Genomic DNA, 25,888 nt, shown 5'->3' with positions numbered 1-25,888 from the left:
GTTCAAATAATGCGATAGCCTTTTTAAAGGCTATCGTCGCTTCGCATCAGGCATGTGCGGCCATCGCCCGACATTCCTCAGCGCATTTTCGGCAGGCTTCGGCGCAGGCTTTACAGTGCGCGTGGTGACCAGCATGTTTTTCGCATTCGTCGGCACAGGCATCACAAACCTTGGCACAGAGTTCCATGTAATCATGAGAAAAATCAGAGCCACGGGCATCCAAACGTCCGCATAAAGTACAGATATCAGCGCAGTCGCGGCAAAGTTTAATACAGGTCGTCATATCGTGACCTTTGCCATCTTTGTCGCCCATTTCCAGGCAGGCTGTTACGCAGCGCTCGCAGGCTTCGGCGCATTCAAAACAGGTATCTACATGACTGTGTGCGTGTTGCATCGTTTCCATAGACTTGTTGAGTTATAGTTGAATCGACCACCATTGGTCTTTCAAAATAACTATAGACAGCCGATAGAGTTTTTACATAATTCTGGAGGAGATGTGTAGTAATCTGGAGGTATCAAGCTGTGGCCAGTAGCCCAATCAGGTATTTTTCCAACTCGGGTACAGATACGTAGATATTTTCTTCCAGAGCTGCGAACTGATTTTCTTTTGGATTGCCCTGATAATAAGCAGCATATCGCATCTGCATGATAGCTGCTAAGTACCGGAAATGGACGGATACATAATTGGGGGAAAATAACTCCAGGAGTTGTGTATCAGGTTCGCACCAGATAATGTTCGTGAACGATGCTCCGTGAGGCCCTATGATAAATGAGGCATTTTTATAGATATCAACCTGCTCAGCAATCGATCTGGGACGATCCTCAATATATACAAAATGGTATTTATCCAGTAAGCTGCGTAATTCCTGTTCATTTGCCAGACAACGTCTGCCGGAACGGCTGATATAAATGCGGTTACGAGTTTTCCGTTCGAATTTTAATTGTGATTCTATGTGCTTCCTTAACGATAAGATATCCGCGATATTCGGATAAAACCAGTGTCCATTGTTACCAAGAATAATTCGTTCAGCCCGAACCGCCTGGACACGGCTATCGATTATACGTTCTGAACTAAGCCCGATCAGAGCCAGAAACTCCTGTTCGTAGGATGTGTTGAAAAGTGGATAAGATACGATTGACGTAATGAATTCAGTATCTGACAGGGCATCTTTGATCCGGCACAATTGAGCGGCTACCAGCATCATAAAGTCGTAATAACCACCATAGGCAACTCCATCGATGTAATTACTCCAGGGGGCAATTGCGGTTTTCGCAATGTATGGCTTACGGCCCTGCCAGCTCTTCAGATTTTTCAGCAAATGATTATCGCCAAAATTGGTGCAAAGAAGTTGAGTACTAACTAACCAGCTTCCATACGGTAGTTGCTTCAGGGTCTGGCCATTATGCGGGTAACTCCAAACGTAACTGGGTAGTGTCATGATCTCGATTGGCGAGAAGATCAATCGGGTTGGATCAAGCGCATTAGGTACTGCAGGAAGTTGCAGACGAGTCGCTGGATTACTGGCGATTAGGTATGGTTTTAAAAACGTTTCTGTCTGATCCTTAGTCAATACAGCAATGCCGATCAGCCGCAGAAAGGCACTGGCCAATCGACTCAGCAAATGTTTAATTTTCTGAACCATAGAGGTACATTTCTGGAAACCCGATTGATTACAATCGGTTCGATATCATTTATGGGTATAAGTAGGTGAGCAAAGGATTAGTTGGGCTAATCCTTATTGCTGCAACCTGTTTGTTTTGACTATCAAAGCTCGTCCAGGTTACGTCGTTCGGCAGTAGTGGCTTTTCTGAACTGGCCTGGCGTTTGGCCGGTTACTTGTCGAAACTGATTGGATAGATGCTGGACGCTACTATACCCTAGCCGCCAGGCGATCTCACTGAGTGTCAGTTCATCATAACGCAACCACTCTTTTACCTTTTCAATCTTGAGGGCAATAATGTATTTCTCAAGGGTTTGCCCTTCACTCGCCGAAAATAATCCACTCAGATACGAGTACTCGTAGCCGATCTTACGTTCCAGAAATGTCGAATAGTTTTCGGTGGGCAAACGCTCGCTTTTTAAGTGCTGGATTTCGTTAATTAACAGAACCTTAATCTGTTCGATCAACATCTGTTTCCGATCATCGACCAAATCGAATCCATTTTTTTGTAGCGTTAAGCGAATATCGTCAAGGGTAAGTGTCGAGGGCAAACTGTCTGTTTCAACCGCGCCCAGATCAACCCGATGAACGTTGAGTCCCAACGTTTCGAGTTCCTCGCGTACGACTCGCTTACATCGGTCGCACACCATATTTCGGATAGTGAGTGTCATGAACCAGGATTTAGCTGAATTAGGGATTAATCTGATTTTGTTTTGAGCTGAAAAAAGAGATTAGCGAAATCCGTTTAATCCCTAAATCAGCTAAATCCCGGTTTAGAAGGGAGGTTTAAAACGAAAGCCCATGTACACCATACGACCCGTAATGGGCCCCCAGACAGTGGCACCCGCATCGAAACGGGGGCCGAAAGGATCGTTAGCCGAAATGATGGGATTAAGCTGACGGAAGCCCGTCAGGTTTTCGCCACCGAGATAGATTTCCCAGCCGCTACGAAATCCACGACTTATTTGGGCATTAAGATTATAAAATCCTGGTGCCATGTCGACAGGCATATTCTGGTAGCCGGTATGAACGTAGCCTTCGCGCAGGTAAGGTATCCGTCGGGGACCATTCCATTGCAGCGTGGCGTCGAATTTCCATTTATCGTATGGCAAGGCATAACCAGCATTGAGCAATACCCGATCCCGACTAATCATCATTTTAGGTAGTAATCGTTCTTCGCCAAATGGGCCACCCATGCTTTGTTCGACGTCGAAAAGCCGATAAGCTGCTTTTACCTCGAATCGTTTGGCGGGTTGTACGTTCAGTTCTGCCTGAAAACTATTGGCATACGAACGCCCTTGTCGGCCTGATGCTGTCAGATTATAGAAATAAAGTTCGCCGGGATGCTCAAGGTCAACGATCAATTGATTCTGAAAATCAGTCCGATAGAAATCCAGTACCAGTGATGCTTTTTTACCTAATACAGTAAAATCGTTTGTCAGACTCAATCCGTAATTCCACGAAGATTCGGATTGCAACGGGTTGCTGAGGAAAACCGTCCGTGAGCTGACCAGATAACCAAAGTTTTCGGCAAAGGGATTCGCGGCCCGGAAACCTCGTCCAGCCGATGCCCGTAAGGTAAACGTCTGATTAGGGCTATACTTGAGGTGAGCCCGAGGGGTAAACTGGGTTCCAAACAGGTTATGAAAATCCAGTCGACCGCCCAAAATAAAGGTCAGTTTTTCGGGATATGTGTATGTGTACTCTACAAAAGCACCGGGTACTGATTCGGTTCGGGCGGCATTGATTGCCCGATAATTCTCTTGATAGTCATCCAATAAATAGCTCAGGCCCGCTTTGAAACTGTTATTTGTTGTACCGATAACACTCTGGTATATCAGGTTCGCGTAAAATGTTTGCTGTCGACCGTCGTAGGGCGCAAAACCGAAACGGGCCGATTGCTCATGATGGACGCCATTCAGAATGAGCCCCAGACCCTTATAGGGCTTGTCTGGATACAGTTTGGCTGTTTTTGAAAAAACTTCCAGTCGTTTGGTCGTATTGAGAAAACTATAGCGCGAGCCCCCAAAGCTCGACAATTGACCGCCATCCCGATCTTCATAAAGGGCCTTCACGCCAAACTGTGCCATGAACCGGTCGCTGCTGTAGCGATATCGATTCACAACGTTGACCTGCGTATAAAGTGGCAAATCACGAAAACCATCGTTGTTCTGGTCGATTTCCGTACGAAGTGTACTCACGTGACCCAGAAGCGCCATGCTCCATCGTGGGTCAGCTACAGATCGGTCTTTTTGATTTGGCCATAAGAGATTTTTTGCTCTATTTTTGCTGACAAGGGGTGTCGACCAATTGATATTGCCTTCGATCCGCCCGAAACTATTCACATAGCCGTTGAGAAAAATCTTCTGCTTATCATCGGGTTTTTGCAGTTCGATGTTCATCTGCCCACTCATCGATTCATAACCGTTCACGACTGAGCCAGCTCCTTTGCCAATATCGATGCCAGTAATCCAGGTACCCGGAATGTAGTTTAAACCAAACGCCGTAGACAGTCCACGAATAGTCGGGATATTTTCGACATTAGTCTGAACGTACTGACCGCCCAGGCCCAGAAATTGAATCTGTTTCGATCCCGTAACCGCATCGCTATAGGATACACTGACGGAAGCATTGGTCTCAAAGCTTTCGGATAAGTTGCAGCAGGCAGCTTTGGCCAACGTTCGCTGATTGATGTATTCCGTTTGGATGGGATTAATCCGATCAACCTGGCCAGGTGGTCCCGATACCGTTACTTCCTGAAGCGTTCGGGTACTGCGTAGCGTAACGGCCACTTCGATAGATGGATTCGTAATCGTTATTGTGTCGGATTGGTAGCCGACATAACTAACAATGAGCTGGTTAGATGAAGAGTGAGTCGATAATTGAAAATGGCCATTGGCATCTGTAGCCGTGCCAGTAGTTGTACCGACCCAAATTACGGTTGCACCAACGAGTGGCACTTGTTTGCCATTGGCGAGTTCGCTGACCTGGCCTCGAACAAGAGCAGTCTGGCTGGAATCAATGTGGGACTTTTGAGTAGACTGAGCAACAGAATGGCCTGAAAACCAGAGACTACAGCCTATCAGAAACCCCCATATTTGGAGAAATTTCATGTATTCGTTGATTGATAGATTAAAAATACAACATACACATGTCGTGCCGACATGCGTTGAACTTTAACAATCAACGAATCAAATCTGGAGTGTGCGAACGAGCGTCAGAATGTCGCGCCCGGAAAGCGAAGGGGGAGAAGGAAATGCAGAAATAGTCGCCGACTTCTTTGCAAACAGCCAATCGACAAGCCAGGTCAAAACGGAAGTAACTTCAGCAATAACGGCCTCAGTGACCGTCTTCACAAATTTGGCAAGTAGCTGGCTCAGCGACGATGAAACATCTATGTTCTCATATTGATGATCGTCCTGACAGCAGACCGTTTTCCGAACCGTCGTCTGATCCGTTGCGCCCGACTGGCTGTCCGTTGCACAGCTTGGTTTGGCTTTCACATCGCTAAACGCGACAACCATCGTTTTCTTCTTGCCTCGCATCTGGCACGAATGTTCAACCAACCCAAAGCCCGTACTGCTCAGCAGCACGACGCAGGCCATCAAGAGGTTGAATAATCGGAACAGAGTGCGTTTCATAGTGGGACAAATATCCGTAACGAAAGCAATTCGATGCAAGCAAACGTGACCAAAAGTCCAGAATTTTATAAAACATGCAGGCGAACCTGTAAAAAAATGCCCCGAATGTACTGGACGTTCGGGGCATTTGAAGCTTAAATCGTTTCGGGCTCTGGGCTTATCAACTCGCTGAGTGGGCGTAGGTTACGCTTTTCATCTGCGTGATAAGGGAAAATTTCAAGGATTTTCGTCGTATTCACATCCGTGATTTCAAACGGGTCCAGCGCTGTTTTCAGGCTTAGTTCAACGCGTTCGTACGCTTGCTTTGGATTTTCGGCATTCACAAGCATCACACTCGGCGTTTTCTTCTGTTTGCCCGTTTTTTCATCGTCGGTGATAAACATGGCTTTTACTTTATACCAGATTTCACCGCCCTCTTCATTATGAAAAACGTCGGCCAGTTTCATGCGCGAAATATTGGTAATATCGAAGTCGGGCGTGTTGGCGGCAATCTCCTGATATAGCCGGGTTTCGGCGTCCGTGTAACTGACGGCATCGACCAGATACGCTTCTGTTACCGTTTTTTGCTTGATAAATTCTTCATTCCGGCTACCGACATTCGCATCGTCGATAGGCTGCTGAAATCGGATTTTTCCGAGAAACCAGTTGGGCATTTTTTAAGATTTTGATACGTAAAAATAACAATTTTTATGAGGTAAAAGTGCGGAAAGAGTGATGAGTTATGAGCGATAAGTGATGAATTTTTATTGCTTTTACTCATCGTTTATCACTTATAACTCATCACTTTTTATCACTCTTTTTTACTCGCTCGATTGGCTTGTTTGATGGTCTGTTCGATCTCATCCCATTGCTCAGAAGAGACATTTTCGAGGTGATTAAACTCACCCGCCATCAGGACTTCACCTCCATCAATCGTGATGGATTCGCCAGTGATAAAGCTTGAATAATCCGAAAGCAGAAAAGCCGCCAGATTAGCCAGTTCGCCATGTTCGCCCACTCGTTTGAGGGGAATACGACTAACCGGATCCATCATCTTCATTAAAGGTTCTGGAAAGAGTCGATCCCAGGCACCTTTCGTAGGAAATGGCCCCGGCGCAATGGCGTTGAGTCGAATGCCGTATTTACCCCACTCAGCCGCTAATGATTTGGTCATTATCAGCGCCCCGCCCTTCGCTACTGCCGATGGAACGACGTAACCCGACCCCGTTGTGGCATAGGTTGTTGAGATGTTCAGCACCGTACCGGGAATTTTGGCGTCAATCCAGTACTTCCCGACGGCTAAGGTAAAATAATACGTTCCGCGCAGAACGATGTCGACAATGGTATCAAACGCTTTATAAGATAGTCGCTCGGTGGGGCTGATAAAGTTGCCCGCTGAGTTATTGAGCAGGCCATCAATTTGGCCAAATTTCTCCAGCGTTTTGGCAATAACCGCTTCAATTTCAGCAGGATTGCGTACGTCACACGGAACGGCCAACACCTGGCCGCCCGTTTCCTCCATCAGTTCAGCCGCCGTTGCATCGATCACAGCTTGCCGACGGCTACAGATCGTAATACTAGCACCCAATTGCAGCAGGTAGCGGCTAATCGATTTCCCAAGGCCTGTACCGCCCCCGGTAACAATAATGGTTTTCCCCTTCAGCGCATCATCGCGCAACATTCCTGTGGTCATAATGATTGAATTGATGAATGATTGAATTGTTGAATGAAAGGTTTATTGTCGCGGTGAATAAATATGCTAGCGTAAGCCTATTCAATCATTCAACAATTCAATCATTTAATACCCCCGGTTTATTTTTCGGTTGAATTCGGCCTGGCGTTTTTCCAGAGTCGCCTGCATAGCTTCAGAGAAATCGTCGGATTGAAGCTGGCTTGAATTCCAGACGGCTACGTATTGCAGACCGTCTTCGACAGATTTGTTCAGGCTGTAATTAAGGACCCGCTTGGCTCCCTGCACGGCAGAAGCCGGATTACTGGCAATCTGATGCGCCAGTGTTGCAGCAGCTTCAAAAAGTTGATCCGGCGTTTCGTACACATGATTGACTAAGCCCACTCGTTCGGCGAAAGCGGCATCGTAATCGGCACCGGTAAACGCCATTTCGCGCGTAAATCCCTGACCGATAATGTGCGGCAGAAACTGAAGACCACCAATGTCGGGTGTGATCGCGAGTTTGGCTTCCCGGAGACTAAACTTCGCGTCGCGGGAGCAGAGTCGGATGTCGGCGGCTGCGATCATGTTTACCCCACCACCTATACACCAGCCATGCACGGCAGCTATGACAGGTTTCGGCGACTCGTGCATTTTTTGAAAACCAGACTGCATTTGTCGAATTTGCGCCATGAGTTCTGCTCGCTGATTGGCTAAAACGGTGCCGGTTGTCATTGATATCAGGCGAGGAATCATTTGTGGCAAATTCAGGCCGTAACTAAAATGATCACCGCTTCCCCGAAACACAATGCATCGGATGTCGGTCATTAGATTAATGGCATCCATCGTCTTCGGGAGTTCTTCCCAAAACTCTGGTCCCATGGCGTTTCCCTTGCCAGGGCCAAGCAATGACACCGTTAAAACGCCGTCGGTTTTTGTTAAGGATAAGGATTGATACGTTTGTTCCATAACAGCAAATGGGCTTGCAGAGGGTTGGCGTAAAGGTAATAGAATTACCGAATTGGCAGTAATGAATACCAATACTGAGATGGTCAATCACGTTTATTACGAGGTTACGGTCTAAAAAAGCTAGCCTGTTGCGCTATCGACGAATTAAATTATAGCCCAAAACAAGCCGATTTTGATTAAGAACAGTAAACCCGACTTACACCCATCTTTTGCCATTGAATGCAACGACAATTTGTTTTTTGTTGCTTAACTGACCTATTACGTCTATGAATTACTCAGAGAAGATTACTCGTCAACAGTTTCTTAAGTTGAGCGCTCTGGCTACCTCGGCCGCGTTTTTGTCTCAATTGGATGCCTTTGCCGCTACGCCAAAAGCCGTTGGTTTACAGTTGTATACGCTACGCGATCTGATGGCTAAAGACCCGGATGGTACGCTGAAAAAAGTAGCCGAAATCGGTTATAAAGAAGTGGAATCGTTTGGCTACTCAGATGGGAAATTTTTCGGTAAAACAGCCAAAGAGTATAGCGCATACCTGAAAAGTTTAGGATTGGCAGCGCCTAGTGGACATTATACGACTGGGAAAACAATGCCCAACATGAAAGGAACGCTGACGAATGATTGGAAGCGGGCCGTTGATGATGCCGCTGCCATTGGTCAGAAATATATGGTTTGCGCCTACCTGTTTCCCGACGAACGGAAAAAACTGGACGACTACAAACAGTTTGCAGACCTGTTCAATAAATCAGCGGAGGTGTGTAAAGCCGCTGGTATTCAGTTCTGCTACCACAACCATGATTTTGAATTTAAGGAGTTAGAAGGTAAAATGCCCTACGATGTGCTGCTGAATGGGACAGATAAAAACCTGGTAAAACTCGAACTTGATTTATACTGGGCCACCTTCGCGAATCAGGACCCCGTTGCCTTATTTAAAAAGCACCCTGGTCGGTTCCCGCTTTGGCACATCAAAGACATGGAAAAAACACCCGAACGGGCATTTGCACCAGTCGGTACGGGTTCCATCGATTTTCAGCGCATTTTCGATGCGAAGAAAACGGCTGGTCTAGCTCACTATTTCGTTGAACAGGATGTCTGCAAACTCCCTCCATTAGAATCAATTGCGATTAGCTACCGCAACATGGAGAAAATGAGCATGTAGTTTTGGGTTGGGCATAGGGTGAATTTCTTAATCACCCTATGCCCAACGCTAACAACTGCTAAAACCACTTCCCCAGGTCTGTGTCTTCACAGACCCCTTCCCGGATGGCAGCGCTGGCTGACGCACAAGGGGCTGTGAGGACACAGACCTGGGGTATGGAGTAAAAATAAACTAAATTTTACCCCATGACCTTGCACCTATGCCCTAAGCCAACAGCTGCTGAAACCATTTGCCGGAAGATTTTACAATACGTTGCTGGGTTCTGAAATCGACGTAGACCAGGCCGAAGCGAGGGCGAAAGCCTTCAGCCCACTCAAAATTGTCGAGAAAGGTCCATGCGAAATAGCCGTGAACGGGGAGTCCATCTTGCTTCGCACGTAATGTTTGCTGAAGATAGTCCTGATGGTAGGTAAGCCGGGCTACGTCGTATACCATCCCCCGTTGAAGCGTATCGTAGAAAGCTGCCCCGCTTTCGGTGATGTATATCTTTTTAACTCCCTCGTATTGACTGAATTGCTGAATAACCCGGTACATACTTTCTGGGTAAACTTCCCAGCCCATTTCAGTAATGGTCGATACATTCCGGCGTAGGGGCGATACTTGGGAGGCCCACAGATACGGCATAAAATACGACTGCTCCACCACCGCCCGGAAATAATGTTGCAGGCCAATAAAATCGAAATCAAAGGCCAACCTCTCCATATCACCGGGTTTGGCCACTTTCTTTGCAATACCCGACAAAAATGGCAATTCTTTGGCTGGATAACCCAACCCTAGAGCTGGTTCGATAAACAGCCGATTCATCAGCGCATCGGCACGGTTGGCGGCAGCTTGATCGCGGGGGGTAAACGGATCGATTGGGGAGCAGGAAAACGTTGTGCCTACCTGAGCATCTGGGATATTCTGCCGGACCATACGGCCTCCCTCGGCTTGTGCTAGTGCCGTATGGTGAATAACGGGCAATAAACTTCGAAAACTACGTCGGCCAGGCGCGTGCTGACCCGTGAAATAACCCAGTACCGAAAAAGCCAGCGGTTCGTTCAGGATAATCCAGTGCTTGACTTTATGACCGAAGGCTTTGGTGCAAACGTCCGCAAAGTCAGCAAACCAGTCGATAATTCTCCGGTTGGGCCAGCCGCCCAGATTTTCGAGTGCTTGTGGTAAATCCCAGTGATAGAGCGTAATCCAGGGGGTAATCCCCAGTTCCAGACAATAATCGATTAGTCTATCGTAGAAGGCCAGTCCAGCTTCATTGATGCGTCCGCCGTGAGCGGGGCCAAGACCGTCGGGTAAAATTCGTGACCAGGACAGGGAGAAGCGAAAGGCATCGAATCCGAGTGATTTATGTAGTTGAAGATCAGACTCGTAGCGATCGTAGAATTCACAGGCGATATCGGCCGTTTCACCCGTCTTGATCTTGCCTTTCTGTCGACTGAACGTATCCCAAACGCAGGGAGTACGGCCATCCCGGTCTACGGCTCCCTCAATCTGATATGCAGCGGTAGCGGTTCCCCAGATAAAATTTTCACCGAAATCCTTGCGGCTAAATGGTATTGAAAAAGGCGGAATAGCAACTTCGTTAATCAACGCAGTATCGATAGATGGCTGAATCCCGCAAAAGTACCGCGTTGTCTGAAAATGATAATCCCCAACACAATTATTTAACATACTGTGTTGGGGATTGATCGTTTTACTTCGTCTGATTAGCCACGGCGATTGTAAGGGGCATTATACCGATTCGGTTGTTGGGCTGCAAACAGGCGGTCACGTTGAGCAGAAGTTAGAACGGCCAGCATATCCTGACGTTTGCGTACCTGAAGCTGACGAAGACCAGTAGGCGTCATACGAGAGGTTTGCATGATACGATCGTAATTGTCCTCGATTTTGTGAAGCTGTTTTTCCTGACGTCGAGATAGGCCAACGATGGCGTCGATCCTGTCGATTTTAAGCTCATCCTGAAACTGGTCGCGGTCATAACGAGAGCCACCATATTGAGGAGGACGGTTATCAAAAGGTTTAGAATATACGCCTTGGGCAAATGTTACAGTAGTTGCGAAGGCAAAGAAAGTCAGGGCGGTTGCGATTGTCTTTTTCATGATCAGTAGCTGTTTATTTGTGCGTTACTGATTCTTAGAGGGGAAGTAGGTAGCTGCGTTTAATCGACCTTTTGTGCATTCTGGCTGAATGCCTTTTTTCTGCTTCCGAACCCCTGTTAGGTACTTCCGAATGGCCAAAAAATAAATGATTACCTTTGCAGAGTCTTTTTGTATTCCCATAAAAACCCAGAGGACGACCTCGCCGTAGTGGTAAATAAATTCGGGACGACCCGGCTTTTTAGAAATCGTACACTATGTCTTGGGTTTATTTAGTTTTCGCTGGACTGTTAGAAGTCGTATGGGCCTATTCAATGAAACAGTCCAATGGTTTTACACGTCTTACGCCCTCGTTGATCACTATTATGGCTATGATTGCCAGTTTTGGACTACTGGCGTTAGCCATGCGGACGTTACCGCTGGGTACTGCCTATACGATCTGGACAGGAATCGGAGCCATAGGCACGTTCATTCTTGGCATTATCTTTTTAAGTGAACAGGTTAGTAGTACTCGCTTGCTGGCTGCCGGGTTAATCATAGCGGGCCTACTTTTAATGAAATTCTCTTCTAAACAGTAAAACGGCCATCAACTGGATTAGGCGTTGAAAAACAACGTTAAAGCGAAATACTCCTTCTTCGGGAAAGGGCGGGGAAGACACAATTCACTACTATTTCAAAACCGAAACCGCGTTTATGGTGTCTCATAAGAGAGACTTTCGGATTCGTATGTAAACGTTGAGTACATGTTTGGTAAGCCTTTTTTTTATGCACTACTGCCGATTTTATTAGTAATAACAGCTACATTTTCTACTGTAGCGCAGGATACAATCAGGCTAAAATCTGGCCGTCAAAGCATTCCAGATACATTATTATTTAAAATACAAAAAGCTCAGTCGGTTATCACAGAGATTAAAGCGGCTAACAAAAAAGGGTATGGCATTGCCCGCATACGCGTTGGATTAGCTGATGTAAAAACGACGATTGCCCCCGTTTCGGCCGATTTAAAAAACAGTAAGAATACCATTGAGGCCAAAAATCTCTCGAACTACAGCCTGATCTTGAGCGATGCACAGGCAAAACTGACGGCCTGGCGAACGACGCTCTCTAAATCAAACAACGATATACAGAATCTACTCGACCAGGTCCTTGCGTTGAGTTCGGATTCCTTATTGATGGTGACTGGCAATGATACGACCGAGAAAAAATTATATGCCGATCAATTAGCCAGCCTTAAACTACAGTTGCAGGATGCAGGCAGCCAGACCACGGCCCGGTTGGATACGGTCAGTCGATTACTGGCCGATGTGTCAGGTACGTCGCTCAATATCAGTACTATGCAAACAAGCATTGCTGAGCGGTTGCAGAAATCTACGGAAAATGCGTTTCAGAAAGAGTCGCCTTATTTGTGGGAAGCGCCCACAACCCTGGCAGTTCGTAATCTGTCAGCAATACTCAGTGCAAGTTTCCTGGGACAGGACCGAATCCTTAATTACTTTTTTGCCTCTTCCTGGGACAATCTGTTTCTGTTGTTTCTGCTAGCTGGGCTATTTTTCCTTTGGGTGTTTACGAACTTCAAAGCCGCTCGTAGACCCACATTGCGACAAAAGGTCGACGAGCTTGGGTTGGTTAATATAAAGCCGATTCCTATCGTTGCCTCACTGATTGTTTTGCTTAACCTAACGCCCCTTTTTGAGCCCCAGTCACCTTCTATTTACGTAGAGATTTCCCAGTTTCTCTTATACGTAGTGCTCTCCATTCACCTTTGGAAGCGGTTTTCCCAACGCGATGTCTGGATGTGGCTGGCAGCCGGGTTTTGCTATATTCTGCTGATTGCTCTAAATACTGTAGCCCGCGATTCGCTGTTTATGCGACTTGGGCTTATTGCCCTGAATGCATGCTTTTTATACATCGGTTTTACCTTTTCCAAGCGACTTCCACGCCATCAACGACTCAATCGAATGGTTCGGGCGGTCATGAAATTGTATCTGTTTTTCCACGGGCTAGCCATTTTATTGAACATTTTTGGTCGAATTAGTTTAGCGAAAACAGTTAGTGTGACGGCTGTTATTGGACTGGTTCAAATAATTGGGTTAGGGATTCTTATCGATATAGTTCTGGAAGCCTTAGCCTTGCAGATTACGACTAGTACGTACGTGCAGGGATTCTTTTCTCGCGTGAATGTAAACCGCACACAACGATCTTTTAAAAAAGGGCTGACCTTTGTAGCTATCGTCCTATGGTTACTCGTGTTTTTTATCAATCTGGGCCTGGCCGATAGTCTGTTTAGTTTGGCTTATAAACTCCTGACCAAACCGCGCGGATTCGGCAGTATTACCTTTACGCTAAGTAATGTATTTGCCTTTTCGGCTATCATTTACCTGTCTACTCAATTACAAAAAAATATAGGCCTGCTCTTTGGTGAAAGTCAACTGCCAACGGTAGAGGATAGGGTAGGGCCGGTCAGTTCCATATTAGCGTTAGTACGGCTGGCTATAATTATTGCTGGGGTGTTGCTGGCATTTGCGGCTTCGGGAATTTCGATTGATAAGTTTACGGTCGTTCTGGGTGCACTCAGCGTGGGCATTGGTTTAGGCATGCAGAATATTGTCAGCAATTTCGTATCGGGCATCATTCTGATTTTCGAAAAACCGTTCGAGATTGGGGATTACGTGGAGTTGGCCGATAAAAAAGGTCGGATTCGTGAGATTGGTATCCGGTCGAGTAAGATGCTAACGGCTCAGGGCTCAGAAGTTATCATCCCAAACGGCGATTTTATTGCGAACCGGATCGTTAACTGGACCTCTAACGAAACGTATCTGAAAACGGATCTAACGGTAAAAGTAGCTGGGACTACCGACCTGCAGGTAGTTCGCGATCTACTGAAAGATGAGGTGAGCCAGCTCGATGGCGCGTTGAAAAATAGGGTACCTGAGCTGTTTATTACGGCAATTGGCCCAGATTCGATCGAACTGAAGGTGCAATTTTGGATAAACAGTATCTACAATGAAACAGCCCTGAAAAGTCAGCTTCTGGAGCATCTATTAACAGCCTTTAAACAGGCTGATATTCACCTGATATAAACTCGGTTGAGTTACCTATAGAAAGAGCACAGTGCTAGCTTAGTTTGCATTATCTGGCAGTTTTTTCGTTGATGTAGGACAGTAGCTAACTCATTTCAACATTCACTGAGATACCAGGTTACAGCTTTGACTTGATAGACACATTATGATTCAGATTACGTCCTGGGCTACTTTAGGATTGACAGCGCTATTATTTTTTATCGCTATTTTCGGGCGCTACGTCCTGTTTTCGCTCGTCTTCTGGTGGCTATTCAATAAGTTAAATACGGATTCATTAGCTAACCGAACGGTTCAGCTTCGTCCCAGAAAGTCGGGGCAGGAGTGGAGGGAGATAGGTTGGTCAGTGTGGACCTCCCTTATTTTTACGGCGATTGCCCTGGGGGTAATGGTTGCTTATCAGAAAGGATACACCAAAATTTATACAGACATTCACCTGTATGGTCTGGTGTGGTATCCAATTAGTATTGCGTTAGTCCTGTTCATACACGAAACCTATTACTATTGGCTCCACCGCTGGATGCACAGGCCGGGCATTTATCCGTTAGTACACAAAACCCATCATGATAGTTTGACCACCTCGCCCTGGACGGCATTTTCGTTTCATCCGTTAGAGAGTACCCTGCAAGCCATTCTGATTCCTGCGTTAACCTTTGTGCTGCCGCTGCATAGCACAGCTGTTGGGCTCATTTTAATCATAATGACCTTATCCGGAGCAATCAATCACTTGAATGTTGAAATCTACCCAGGAGCCTTTGATCGTCACTGGTTAGGTCGATGGTTGATCGGGGCCACTCATCATAGTTTACACCATAGCCAATTTCGCTATAATTATGGCCTCTATTTCACATTTTGGGATAAATGGATGAACACTGAAAGTCCAGATTTTCACCGGGTTTTTAGCCAGAAAAGTAAAAAAGAGTCTGTTGAAAAGGAGCGCTATAAGTCAATAGACCGATCCTGATTTTTTCGGGCCATTGCCTGGGCGATAATGCTAGCTACGATTAGCTGGAGCGCGTGATAGATCATAATCGGCAGGATAACCACGCCAGCCATAGTGGCCGGAAACAAGACTTTTACCATGACACTGCCTTGTATCAATGATTTTTTTGAACCGCAGAACAACGCCGTCACCCGATCTGGCTGGCTAAAATGCAGGAGGTGGCTGAGTAGATAGATCAGTCCGAAAACGAGGGCAAATAAGCCTAACATAAGGGCTGATAACTCGACCAGATCGCTTACCGAATAATTTGCAAACAGATTGAGCGAAAACGATTCGCAGAAGGAAGTGTACACAATCAGCAAAATTGTCGTCTGATCGCTGTACCGCAGGTAGGTTTTGTGCCGGTTCGCAAACTGCCCTAATCGTTTATTCAAAAGAAGACCCAATACAACCGGAATAATCACCTGAATGGTAAGTTTGCCAATTACGCCTGTCAGGTCATACCCTCCGTTGACGTCGGTCAGTACGAAACTCATCCAGAGGGGCGTGATAAATACACCGATCAGGCTGGAAATACTGGCGTTAAAAATGGCCGCTGGTAAATTCCCCCCTGCTATAGACACCATCACTACTGATGACGAGACCGTAGAGGGCAGCACCCCTACATAAAAAATACCCAGCCAGAGTAAGCTGGTTTCGGGCGTTGCCAGGAACGATCGGCCAGTCAGCGTGATAATCGGGAAAAGGACAAACGTAGTCAGGTGAATGAGCAGGTGGAGCTTATAATTGAGAAGGCCAGCCTTTAATTGATCGAAGTTTAGGCGCAGGCCATAGAAGAAAAAAATCAGTGAAACGCCGTAGGTTGCCAGTGAGGATAGCGAGAAAAATCCTTCCTGAATACCGGGTGTGGGCCAGATTTTGGCCAACCCAATCATAGCCAATAAGGCAATTATAAACCAATCGAGCCCAATCCGGGCGAGGAGATCACTTACACTTTTTTGAGCCATACTTCACAACGTATGCATATTAACAAATCTCGCCATCAGAAAGATAATTTCGTGAGAGAATGTTGATCAAAGGTAAGGATAAGTGCGAACCTGGTCGACAGACTTTTCGCGTCATGTCTGTAGCCATTAAGGCGTACAAATTGTTATAGGTATCAGCAACAAATCAAGTGAAACCAATGTCGGCAAACAACCGTGCCTTTAACTACGACCTCGATTATCGACAGCTGAATCTGCGTGAACATCCTGAATTATACCGAGTTGGAAAAGGCGAGCAGGGTGTTCTGTTAGTACAGCCCTATAAGGGAGAAATTTTGCCATACTGGAAATTTAAAACGCCCGACATAGCCCGTGAATCCTCGGAGAAAATCTACCAGCTTTTTCTGGATTATAAAGAAAAAGGTGATTTTGTAGGTATGGATATGGCCCGCAAATTCCTGCAAATGGGCATGACGCGAAGTTTACGATACTACCATCATAAATCAGGACAGAAATACATTGGTCCCGTTCCTGATGATAAAAAAGGCCAAAGTGGCGCACATGGAAGAGACGTAGCGCCCGAAGAACATGACCAAACGAAGAAAGAGAGTGCGGAAATCTTTCAGAAAAAATATTTAACGGTCATGGAAGATGCGGAATACCTACAACAACGCGATGCGTTTAAACAGAAATATGGGTAGGAGATTATAAAAATTAAATACGTTCACTCTCTATGGCTTTAGCTGCATTTGTAGCTAGTTCGATAATCATGGGGAGTAGATGGCCAAATCGGGCGTCCTGGCTGTGGCCCTGCTTCCAGCGGGCGTAAATCTGCTGGGCGATGACGGCGTTTTTATACAGCCCAAATACGTAATAGAATAGAATATTGGTCAGGTCGCGACCGCTATGGTTGGCGTATCGATCCACTACTTCCTGGCGTGTCAGATTGCCGGGCAGCCAGGTTAGGTTGAAGTTTTTATAAGCCGGACTATCACCCGCTTCTGACCAGTAGGCTAACGTAGCGCCCAAATCCATGAGCGGATCGCCAACCGTCGCCATTTCCCAATCCAGAACGCCCTTGATTTCGGGGGTTGGTTCACCTGTTTCGTCAGTAGAAGCGAGTAGCAAGTTGTCGTATTTGTAGTCATTGTGCAGAAAAGTCGGTGTCTGTTCAGGTGGATAGTGCTGCTGGAGCCACTCACCGACATAGTCCATCGCAGGAACTGTATCGGTTTCCGCGTTCTGATAACGACCACTCCAACCTTCCACTTGTCGCCGTACATATCCTTCCGGTTTCCCCAGTTGAATTAGTCCGGTTGTATGAATGTCTAAACCATGTATAGCTACCAGATTATCGACCAGGACTTCTGAAAGCTGGCGCATCCGTTCTGGAGCAATTTGCAGAGTAGGGGCCATAGTTGCCCGTAGAACAATTCCCGTTACCCGTTTCATAATGTAAAACGGTGCGCCCAGTACGTCAGGAGATTCGCAGTAAACAATAGGTTCTGGAATTTTATCGTAATGCCCTTTTAACAACGACAGCACACGAAACTCCCGACCCATGTCATGGCCCCCTTTGATATTCGCTCCAAATGGTGGTCGGCGAAGGACGTACTCTCCCGTTGCTGTATTTAGCCAGTAGGTCAAATTCGAAAAACCGCCCGGAAATTGTCTGACCTCCAGCACTTGTCCCATCTTTGGAGCGTAATGGCGGAGGTATTCGTTCAGCCGAACCAGATTCAGTTCTTCACCTTCACGAACCGACCGTGGCCTATCAGGAGCAAGCATAGGATAGTTGATGTAGTATGTAGGATATAGGCGTAAAGTACCTGGAACCAATATCATACTTCATACATTCCTCTTACTTCTTTTTGAACTTGTCTACGATTTTAGTGAGTGGATAGCCTACATTCAGACTCAATGATCGATTATAAGCTTTAGCACCATCTGGTCCAAACGGACTTGGCTGAATATTAAGTAGCCCTAAATCGTACGCTAGTCGAACCCGTAGGCTATTGGGAAATTGATAGCCAATGAGGCCTTGACCAGGCTTCATCGGTGGCGACTTGTACGGTTCCTGGCCTTTTGGGAAGCCCGGCCCGTTGAACCCTTTATCACCTACTAAATAAATTTATTTTTAACCAAATCGACAGAACCTTCTGTCATGAAAACGCTAATGCAGGACTGCATCAAAGAACAAGTCAAAAACAGAAATGGAATGCGAAAAAACAACGGTTTTTTCATAGGCGTAAACAATTTGAAACGTGGAATTGCCCCAAATTTCCCGTGTTATACACCTCTACGAAATAGTTATCGCTAACTACTTTCTATAGGTTTACGCCAACTGATTGATGCTTAAACAAGTCCCTGCTCTTTGGCAAAGTTGAGTAGGCCGATTGGCGTATCGATACCCAATTTGCTGGCAATATTCCGGCGGTGGGCGTTGACGGTAAATTCGCTGATAAACAGTCGTTCGCTGATCTGGCGGGTGGAGTAGCCCCGTACAATTAGCCGGATGATTTCGACTTCCCGTTTTGTAATCTGGTATTTTACCGTGAAATCGTCCGTGAATGATTCGGAGCTGCTAGGCGTCTGGGCTTCTTCTGGGAACCAGGTTTCACCTGCCGAAACCGCTGATATTGCATTCTTTAGCGTGACGGAACTACTGGTTTTGAGCAGATATCCGTTGGCCCCCAGCGCTTTCATCTCTTTGATTAGTTTTGGCTGATCGTAGCTGGTGAAGATGATGACTTTTAGGAGTGGAAACTTTTCCTTTAGAGCAGTCAGCGTCGTAATTCCGTCCATGTGGGGCATATTCAAGTCCAGCAAGACCAAATTGACGGGCTGTTTTTGCAAACGATCTAACAGCTGTCGACCATTCGTAACCGGCTCCAATACCTCTACATCATCCATCTCTTCCAGCACCAACCGAACCCCATCAACCAGCAATGGATGATCGTCCGCTATAATCAGCCGTAAGGGCATACGCTTACTGTTTTTTAACACTAAGTAAACCTAATATAATCGGTTATTTCTGTTCAGCCGCCATTAGTTTACGAAACTGCTGTAATTCTTTCGCTTTTTGCCGAATGTCCAGACCGTATTTTTTGAGAATGCTGATGGCCAGATTTTGTTTGTGCACCTCATCTGCTCCATCCCAGATGCGGGCACCCCGCTCATGTCGGTACATGGCTGCTAGCACCGTATCGTCGGTTACACCCAAGGCACCATGTACCTGGATGGCTCGGTCCAATATGCGGAGAAAGGCGTTGGCAACGTAGAATTTGATGGCCGATACGGCTTCGCGAACATTGCTCACACCAATGGTGTCGATCATGTGCGCGGTATTGAGCACGTATAGTCGACAAGCATCAATCTCGGCCCGACTTTCGGCGATAAAGTCCTGAATGAATTGCTTTTCGCCTAACATGACATTGTCCTCAATTTCACGCGTAGCTGCTCGTTTGCACATGAGATCGAGGGCTTTTTCGGCGTTACCAACCCAGCGCATACAGTGGTGAACGCGTCCCGGACCCAGTCGCTCCTGCGCCAGGCGAAAGCCCATTCCTTCGCCTGCAATCACGTTTGAAATGGGCACCCGACAATCGGTATAGGTCACTTCGGCGTGACTAAACCAACCTTCTCCCGCTTCGCCAAATACCGGTATATTGCGTTCGATGTTGAAGCCCGGTGTATCTGTGGGCACAATGATCATACTGGCGCGCTGGTGCGGAGCCGCATCCGGATTTGTTACGACCATGACAACGGCAAACGCAGCTCCATCGGCCGATGAGGTAAACCATTTTCGACCATTAATAATGTACTCATCGCCATCTCGTACGGCTGTTGTCGCCATTCGCGTTGGGTTTGAACCCGCAAAATCAGGTTCAGTCATCGAGAAGCAAGAGCGAATTTCACCCGCCATGAGCGGCTTTAGATAACGTTCTTTTAATTCTGGCGACGCGAATTTGTGAAGGAGTTCCGTATTGCCAATATCAGGCGCCTGACAGCCAAATACATAATGCCCGAAAAAAGGCGCATACGCCAATACTTCGCTGATTTGACCAAACTCGCAGAGGGTCAGTCCGTGACCCGGTCCGTCGTCAGGGCCCGATTCTTTAGGTAGCGCCAATCCCCATAAACCAGCGGCTTTTACTTGTTCGCGTTTCTGATCGAGAACAGGAATTATGGCACTTAGATTATGATGCGAAAAGCCAGCTTCAAGCGGAATTAGTTCGGTCTCGACAAACTCGCGAACCCGGGCTAGCAAAGGTCGGACGCGCTCCGTAGTGAAAATCGTTTCCATGGGAGAAAATTAGCCGTTTTTTACGGATTCGCAGCATTCAAATCTGGAGTGCGCCCTTGCAAACCACCCGTATGAACGGCGACAACCGATGAGCCGTCTTTGAAATAGCCGTTTCGGGCGAGGTCGTAAATGCCGTACATCATTTTGCCCGTATACACCTGATCCAGCAAAACACCCGTTTTTTGTTCGAATTTCTGGATAAAACGTAGTAATTCGGGCGTCGTTTTCGCATAACCACCAAAGTGGTAATCAGAGATTAGTTTCAGGTTGTTTATTTCGTTTGCAATTGACTCATAACCTGAAGCCTGAACCTTGAAACCCGAACCGCTTTTCAGTACAACAAATCCCAATACCTCTGTGCCAACCGGCACCGATTGCACCAAACCTAATACAGTACCACCCGTTCCTACTGGGCAACAAACATAGTCGGGTGCATCGCTCAACTGGGTGATTAGTTCAGGGAGAATTTCTGCCGTTCCTCGAATGGCTAGTTCGTTGGTTCCACCCTCGGGAATCACATAACAGCGCCCAAATTGCTGCGTCAATTGATCCAAAAAGGCTGACTCTTCTTTATGCTGATAATCGGTTCGGCTGATAAAGTGCAACGTCATGCCACACGACTGGCAAAACGTTAGCGTCGGATTCAGAGGAAGTTGAGCCAATTCTTCACCTCGAACGATGCCAATTGTGCTAAAGCCAAACTCCCGTCCGGCAGCTGCAACGGCGTATAAATGATTTGAATAGGCACCACCAAACGTTAGTAGCGTATCAAAACCCTGTTCGAGAGCAGCCAGCAAATTGTATTTGAGTTTTCGCCATTTATTCCCCGATACGGTAGTATGAAGCAGATCATCGCGTTTGATAGCCAGCCGGATATTTACCGGCTCCGGAAAGGGATCATCGAGCCATTGTACGGGTGAATTGGCTGGAAACGTTTGCCAGTGTTCGGCGAAATCGTGGTTCATCCCGTAAATTTGCCAAACTATTTGAGATCATCCCATTATGACCGAAGCGGTTGACGAATTTTCGGAAGAGGAAGAATTGTACGAACACCACCGCATTGTGGTCGACAAAGGGCAGAGTTTGCTGCGCATAGATCGCTTCCTGATGGATCGACTGCAAAACGCAACCCGAACCAAAATTCAGGCGGCTATTGATGCAGAATCCGTTCGGGTAAACGATAAGCCCACCAAGGCCAGTTATAAAATTAAGCCTTCCGATGTGATCACGATTTCGCTGTCGCACCCGCCCCGCGATACCGAAATCAAGCCGGAAAACATTCCGATCAATATTGTCTACGAAGACGATGAACTATTGGTGCTGAATAAAGAAGCGGGAATGGTTGTTCATCCGGCGCACGGAAATTGGGACGGCACGCTGGTGAATGCACTGGTGTATCATTTTCAGAACTTACCTACCTCGCGCAATGGCGAAATCCGTCCGGGATTGGTGCATCGAATCGATAAAGACACATCGGGGTTGATGGTGATTGCCAAAACGGAATTTTCCATGACGCACCTGGCACGCCAATTTTTCGAGCATACAATTGAGCGGACGTACAACGCGCTCGTTTGGGGAATTCCGAATCCTGCCGATGGTACGATAACCGGCTACATTGGTCGCTCGGTCCGCGACCGGAAAGTACAGGCGATTTACGACGACGAAACAAAAGGCAAGTGGGCCGTTACGCATTATAAAACCCTGAAAGATTTGCGTTATGTAGCACTCGTGCAATGTAATCTGGAAACGGGTCGCACGCATCAGATTCGGGCGCATATGAAACACATTGGTCACCCCCTGTTCAATGATGCCATGTACGGAGGTGACCGAATCTTACGAGGCAACCCAGTCGGAAGCTACAAAGCCTTTGTTGATAATGCCTTTAAGCTATTGCCCAGACAGGCTTTGCATGCAAAATCACTTGGCTTTACGCACCCCCGGACCCGCCAATGGCTCCAGTTTGACTCCGAATTACCCGACGATTTTCAGGCGGCATTGGACAAATGGGAGAAGTTTGTTATAGCGTAAGGAAAGTAGGTTTATTCTGTATCTTGCACCCTTATTCAACTACTGCTACAAACTTATAGTCACCTAAAAAACTTAGTCCTACCGAACAAAATATGATTAGCATTCGCCCCGGCACGCTCGAAGATATACCCGAAGCATTCGAGCTGGTTATGGAATTAGCCGTTTATGAACGAGCTGCCGATCAGGTTACCAATACAGTTGAACAAATGGCCTTAGATGGCTTTGGGCCGAATCCCCTCTTCGGTATGATAATGGCCGAAGACTCTGACAATAAGAAGATTGTGGGTATGGCACTGTATTTCTTCCGCTATTCGACCTGGAAAGGAAAACGCCTGTATCTGGAAGATATCATCGTAACCGAAGCGTTCCGGGGGTATGGCGTTGGAAAATTATTACTGGATGCGACCATCGAAATGGCGCGTGAAACCAATTGCACGGGTATGATGTGGCAGGTGCTGGATTGGAACGAACCCGCCATAGGCTTCTATAAACAGTTTGGTACTCGATTTGACGACGGCTGGACAAACTGTCATCTTGATTTTTAAGGCGTATTAGTTTGAATTATATGATGCTCAATTTTCCTTGATTATGAGTCTCATACGGACAAAAATTAGTGTCTTTTCGGATGCTATTCAACCTGGTTCTGCCTTTGAAGATTTGCCTGATTTTTGGGTTGATCCAATGCCGTTTGTCCCTCGTGAGAAAGAACGAGTTTATATAGAGGGGATGATGGATCCATTTAAACGTCCATTTTCGGCCTTTACCGAAAAACAATGGCATACCGTATACGCATTAGACTATACCGTTGATTCTGTTGCTTATGGTCAGGATGAGGAAGGATATTTTGTCAACTTGTTGTTAAAAGGCGACTAAATTAACTCAATCGATACTTGTTACGCATAAAAAACGTCGATCCTGAGTGGGTCGACGTTTTTTGATTAACACACTGGCATACAGATTGCTACGTGCCTTTGTGTAATAAGTATATTTATGGGTTAATTTGGAAACACTGGCTTTATTGGAGTCAGTGTTTTTTGTATCAAAGGTTAAGCAGCTAACTGAACTTTGTTTTGAATTGTTTCCAATGGATCGGAAGTGGTTGCTTTGAGTTTCTTGTGATAGAAAAAATACGAACCAAAACCCAGCGCCACAAAAATAAAAATTGGCGACCACTCCCCGAAAGACTTGCCACTATTCGCGACGGAATACGTAGCACCCAACAGGTCGAAGATAAGACCGGCATACGCCCATTCTTTAAGGCGCGGAAAGCCCGGAACCAGAATGGCCACCACCCCGAGTAATTTGGCCCAACCCAGAAACGGAATGATATACGTCGGATATCCCATTTCACGAAACCCCTGTACGGATATTTCGTTAACCATGATATTAGGAATGGCCGAGCCAGCCATAACAAATGCGAACAAACCAGTTAATACCCAATACGTGATTTTCGTTTTTTTCATGGTTTTAGGAGCTGTGTTTAACGAACGAATTTGTGTCATGGCCGTAGTTGTTGTTTGTTTGATTATAGCTCAAATTTACGGCATTTCGAGGGTAGAAATAGGGGGCGAAAACGGCGATAAACGGGTGATTTCCGCCATTATTCATGGCCTATTTTAGCATCTCTTTTTATCCGTAAGTATTGATCGAAACAATTGAGAGAAAAGTAAAAACAGTGAAAAAAATAGGGTTGTAATTCGGAGGATATAAATAAAAAATCAGCCCATCATTAAATCTGTGGACTGATTAGAAAACGCTGGCCGAATTAATTATTAAACAGGATTTTGGGTCGGTATCAAATGATTTTCAACCGTTCTTCTTCCAGATCAATTTGATACAGTTGTTGACGGATAATCTCTTCGTCAATCTTAGGGTCTTTGTTGAGTTCGGTGAGATACTGTCGCTGACTTTCAAGTAGTTCCACAAAAATTGCTTTGGTCTTTACGTTCATCCAGCTATCGTCGGTCGCTTTTGATCGCTCTTCCCACTGCTTCAGGAATTTCTCCAGCCCGATGTGCCCATCCAGATCAGACTCATATTTAGCTTTCATAAACTGAAAAACATGCTGCTTGAGGCCCTGTTTCATTTGTTGTCGCATCAGTCCGTCTGATTCCTCATCGACTAAGTCTTCAAACACGTTGGTTCGGCTTATGATAAAAGGAAGCGTAAGTCCCTGAACAACAAGGGTAAGTAGTATCGCTACAAACGTGATAAACAGGATGAGATTCCTTTGTGGGAAAGGCGTGCCATTTTCTAACGTGATTGGGATTGCTAAAGCTGCTGCCAGCGATACGACACCCCGCATGCCCGTCCAGCCTAACAGGGTGGGTATTAGCCAACGTCTTTTTCTGGTACGAGCACGTGGAATAACACTGGGTCGAAAGAGGATTGTAGCTAATAAGGCGGTATAGGAACTTATCATCCGGGCGCCAATCAATACACCTGTAACCAATATGCCATAGCTAATAGCAGTACGTAACGGAATACCTTCCGAGCGCAGGCCATCGACAATTTCGGGAAGTTCCAGACCAATGATCAGAAAGACGATGCCATTGAGGATGAATACAAAACTTTCCCAGACACTGAAGCTTTGAATGCGGCTGGCACTGTCGAGGAAAATCAGGCGTTTGCTCGACATAAACAGACCACCACTTACAATCGCCAGTACGCCCGAACACCCAAGTTCCTCGGCTACCCAATACATAAAATAAGGCTCAATCAGCGTCAGGGCGATATGGGATTGGGCATCGAGAGGAAGCCGTTTATGGCCCTGAACAAAAACCCAGGCCAATAGCAAGCCGATACCTGCACCACCGATTACCATCCATAAAAAACTCAGAGCTGCTTGTTGCCAGATGATCTGACCCGTACCAACGGCTACCAAAGCAAACCGGAAAATAATCAGTGAAGAAGCGTCATTGAGTAAGCTTTCTCCTTCCAGAATAGCGGACGTGGATTTGGGGATTTTTACAAATTTGGTAAGTGCTCCAGTACTGACGGCATCCGGTGGGGATACGATTCCGCCCAATAAAAATCCTAAGGCAATCGTAAATCCTGGAATAAAATGGTTAGCCGCTATCGCTACTGACAAGGCGGTGAAAAACACGACAAGAAACGCAAAACTGCCAATAATTCGCCACCATTTTTTCATCTCTTTGAAGGAGATCGTCCAGGAAGCTTCAAAGAGGAGCGGAGGTAAGAATATGAAAAAGATGAGGTCAGGGTTGATGCGTACTCGGGGTAGCCCTGGCATGAAACTGACAAGTAGCCCGGCTACTACTAATAGAATTGGATACGCAATTTTTAGCTGAGTAGCCCACATGTTCAGCAACACGATGGCTGCTATCATGGCGAGCAGAAAAGGCAAAAGAGTGTGCATTAA

The 25,888-nt window shown here is 46.4% G+C and carries 26 protein-coding genes; 8 read left to right on the top strand and 18 right to left on the bottom strand.

Annotated elements, in window-relative coordinates:
- Positions 1-46 precede the first annotated feature (46 nt).
- From ACYVE4_RS10045 to ACYVE4_RS10010, 8 genes are all read right to left on the bottom strand, one after another.
- The gene (locus ACYVE4_RS10045) at positions 47-403 is read right to left on the bottom strand and encodes a four-helix bundle copper-binding protein (RefSeq protein ID WP_461039531.1); all 357 of its coding nucleotides are present in this window, start codon (positions 401-403) and stop codon (positions 47-49) included.
- Positions 404-515: 112 nt separating this feature from the next.
- Positions 516-1,643, bottom strand: a complete 1,128-nt coding sequence (locus tag ACYVE4_RS10040) for a glycosyltransferase family 61 protein (protein ID WP_461039530.1) — start codon at positions 1,641-1,643, stop codon at positions 516-518.
- Between the two features lie 122 nt (positions 1,644-1,765).
- On the bottom strand, positions 1,766-2,332 hold the full coding sequence (locus tag ACYVE4_RS10035) for an AraC family transcriptional regulator (RefSeq protein ID WP_461039529.1): 567 nt from the start codon (positions 2,330-2,332) through the stop codon (positions 1,766-1,768).
- A 102-nt stretch (positions 2,333-2,434) separates the two neighbouring features.
- Positions 2,435-4,774, bottom strand: a complete 2,340-nt coding sequence (locus ACYVE4_RS10030; protein WP_461039527.1) for a TonB-dependent receptor — start codon at positions 4,772-4,774, stop codon at positions 2,435-2,437.
- Positions 4,775-4,852: 78 nt separating this feature from the next.
- Complete coding sequence (locus tag ACYVE4_RS10025) at positions 4,853-5,302, bottom strand: HYC_CC_PP family protein (RefSeq protein WP_461039525.1); 450 nt, start codon at positions 5,300-5,302, stop codon at positions 4,853-4,855.
- A 134-nt stretch (positions 5,303-5,436) separates the two neighbouring features.
- A complete protein-coding gene (locus ACYVE4_RS10020; RefSeq protein WP_461039523.1) occupies positions 5,437-5,955 on the bottom strand; it encodes a DUF4494 domain-containing protein in 519 nt (172 codons plus the stop codon).
- Positions 5,956-6,092: 137 nt separating this feature from the next.
- On the bottom strand, positions 6,093-6,974 hold the full coding sequence (locus ACYVE4_RS10015) for an SDR family oxidoreductase (RefSeq protein WP_461039521.1): 882 nt from the start codon (positions 6,972-6,974) through the stop codon (positions 6,093-6,095).
- 105 nt (positions 6,975-7,079) lie between these two features.
- Entirely contained in the window at positions 7,080-7,919 is an 840-nt protein-coding gene (locus tag ACYVE4_RS10010) for a crotonase/enoyl-CoA hydratase family protein (protein ID WP_461039519.1), read from the bottom strand.
- A 266-nt stretch (positions 7,920-8,185) separates the two neighbouring features.
- On the opposite strand from ACYVE4_RS10010, the gene ACYVE4_RS10005 reads away from it, so the two are divergent.
- Complete coding sequence (locus ACYVE4_RS10005) at positions 8,186-9,076, top strand: sugar phosphate isomerase/epimerase family protein (protein WP_461039518.1); 891 nt, start codon at positions 8,186-8,188, stop codon at positions 9,074-9,076.
- Positions 9,077-9,280: 204 nt separating this feature from the next.
- Here ACYVE4_RS10005 and ACYVE4_RS10000 read toward each other — a convergent pair whose 3' ends face one another.
- Together ACYVE4_RS10000 and ACYVE4_RS09995 are read right to left on the bottom strand one after the other, a co-directional pair.
- Positions 9,281-10,744, bottom strand: a complete 1,464-nt coding sequence (locus tag ACYVE4_RS10000) for a GH1 family beta-glucosidase (protein WP_461039516.1) — start codon at positions 10,742-10,744, stop codon at positions 9,281-9,283.
- Positions 10,745-10,779: 35 nt separating this feature from the next.
- The gene (locus ACYVE4_RS09995; protein WP_461039514.1) at positions 10,780-11,172 is read right to left on the bottom strand and encodes a hypothetical protein; all 393 of its coding nucleotides are present in this window, start codon (positions 11,170-11,172) and stop codon (positions 10,780-10,782) included.
- 311 nt (positions 11,173-11,483) lie between these two features.
- Here ACYVE4_RS09995 and ACYVE4_RS09990 point away from each other — a divergent pair, with 311 nt between their 5' ends.
- The 3 genes from ACYVE4_RS09990 (at position 11,484) to ACYVE4_RS09980 (ending at position 15,210) form a co-directional block, all read left to right on the top strand.
- Complete coding sequence (locus ACYVE4_RS09990) at positions 11,484-11,747, top strand: DMT family transporter (RefSeq protein ID WP_461039513.1); 264 nt, start codon at positions 11,484-11,486, stop codon at positions 11,745-11,747.
- Between the two features lie 165 nt (positions 11,748-11,912).
- Entirely contained in the window at positions 11,913-14,249 is a 2,337-nt protein-coding gene (locus ACYVE4_RS09985) for a mechanosensitive ion channel family protein (RefSeq protein WP_461039511.1), read from the top strand.
- A 145-nt stretch (positions 14,250-14,394) separates the two neighbouring features.
- Positions 14,395-15,210: a sterol desaturase family protein gene (locus tag ACYVE4_RS09980; RefSeq protein WP_461039509.1), complete on the top strand. Its 816-nt coding sequence runs from the start codon at positions 14,395-14,397 to the stop codon at positions 15,208-15,210.
- On the opposite strand, the gene ACYVE4_RS09975 is transcribed toward ACYVE4_RS09980, so the two are convergent.
- Positions 15,186-16,196 carry a bile acid:sodium symporter family protein gene (locus tag ACYVE4_RS09975; RefSeq protein ID WP_461039507.1) on the bottom strand — a complete coding sequence of 337 codons (1,011 nt, stop codon included), beginning with the start codon at positions 16,194-16,196 and terminating at the stop codon, positions 15,186-15,188. The two genes, ACYVE4_RS09980 and ACYVE4_RS09975, sit on opposite strands and share 25 nt — an antisense overlap.
- A gap of 176 nt (positions 16,197-16,372) precedes the next feature.
- On the opposite strand from ACYVE4_RS09975, the gene ACYVE4_RS09970 reads away from it, so the two are divergent.
- Positions 16,373-16,873 carry a DUF4385 domain-containing protein gene (locus ACYVE4_RS09970; RefSeq protein WP_461039506.1) on the top strand — a complete coding sequence of 167 codons (501 nt, stop codon included), beginning with the start codon at positions 16,373-16,375 and terminating at the stop codon, positions 16,871-16,873.
- 13 nt (positions 16,874-16,886) lie between these two features.
- On the opposite strand, the gene ACYVE4_RS09965 is transcribed toward ACYVE4_RS09970, so the two are convergent.
- The 5 genes from ACYVE4_RS09965 to ACYVE4_RS09945 all read right to left on the bottom strand — a co-directional run bounded on the left by ACYVE4_RS09965 (position 16,887) and on the right by ACYVE4_RS09945 (position 21,443).
- Positions 16,887-17,960, bottom strand: a complete 1,074-nt coding sequence (locus tag ACYVE4_RS09965; protein ID WP_461039504.1) for a phosphotransferase family protein — start codon at positions 17,958-17,960, stop codon at positions 16,887-16,889.
- Between the two features lie 73 nt (positions 17,961-18,033).
- The gene (locus ACYVE4_RS09960; RefSeq protein ID WP_461039502.1) at positions 18,034-18,228 is read right to left on the bottom strand and encodes a hypothetical protein; all 195 of its coding nucleotides are present in this window, start codon (positions 18,226-18,228) and stop codon (positions 18,034-18,036) included.
- 299 nt (positions 18,229-18,527) lie between these two features.
- Positions 18,528-19,157, bottom strand: coding sequence for a response regulator transcription factor (locus ACYVE4_RS09955; RefSeq protein WP_461039501.1), 630 nt, complete (start codon positions 19,155-19,157; stop codon positions 18,528-18,530).
- A gap of 43 nt (positions 19,158-19,200) precedes the next feature.
- Positions 19,201-20,478 (bottom strand): acyl-CoA dehydrogenase family protein, encoded by a 1,278-nt coding sequence (locus ACYVE4_RS09950; protein WP_461039499.1) that lies wholly within the window; start codon positions 20,476-20,478, stop codon positions 19,201-19,203.
- Between the two features lie 20 nt (positions 20,479-20,498).
- Entirely contained in the window at positions 20,499-21,443 is a 945-nt protein-coding gene (locus ACYVE4_RS09945) for a 1-aminocyclopropane-1-carboxylate deaminase/D-cysteine desulfhydrase (protein ID WP_461039497.1), read from the bottom strand.
- A 37-nt stretch (positions 21,444-21,480) separates the two neighbouring features.
- Between ACYVE4_RS09945 and ACYVE4_RS09940 the strand changes: the two genes are divergently transcribed.
- The 3 genes from ACYVE4_RS09940 (at position 21,481) to ACYVE4_RS09930 (ending at position 23,379) form a co-directional block, all read left to right on the top strand.
- Positions 21,481-22,506 (top strand): RluA family pseudouridine synthase, encoded by a 1,026-nt coding sequence (locus ACYVE4_RS09940; RefSeq protein WP_461039495.1) that lies wholly within the window; start codon positions 21,481-21,483, stop codon positions 22,504-22,506.
- Positions 22,507-22,598: 92 nt separating this feature from the next.
- Positions 22,599-23,051, top strand: a complete 453-nt coding sequence (locus ACYVE4_RS09935; protein WP_461039493.1) for a GNAT family N-acetyltransferase — start codon at positions 22,599-22,601, stop codon at positions 23,049-23,051.
- 43 nt (positions 23,052-23,094) lie between these two features.
- Positions 23,095-23,379, top strand: a complete 285-nt coding sequence (locus ACYVE4_RS09930) for a hypothetical protein (RefSeq protein ID WP_461039491.1) — start codon at positions 23,095-23,097, stop codon at positions 23,377-23,379.
- Positions 23,380-23,552: 173 nt separating this feature from the next.
- Here the strand turns inward: ACYVE4_RS09930 and ACYVE4_RS09925 are convergent, their stop codons facing one another.
- Positions 23,553-23,969 carry a DoxX family protein gene (locus ACYVE4_RS09925; protein ID WP_461039489.1) on the bottom strand — a complete coding sequence of 139 codons (417 nt, stop codon included), beginning with the start codon at positions 23,967-23,969 and terminating at the stop codon, positions 23,553-23,555.
- Between the two features lie 332 nt (positions 23,970-24,301).
- Entirely contained in the window at positions 24,302-25,885 is a 1,584-nt protein-coding gene (locus tag ACYVE4_RS09920) for a Na+/H+ antiporter (protein ID WP_461039487.1), read from the bottom strand.
- Between the last annotated feature and the right edge of the window lie 3 nt (positions 25,886-25,888).

Source organism: Spirosoma harenae, assembly GCF_054776975.1.
The sequence above is the reverse complement of the archived record's forward strand: the minus strand, read 5'-3'. Positions and strand labels throughout refer to the sequence as shown.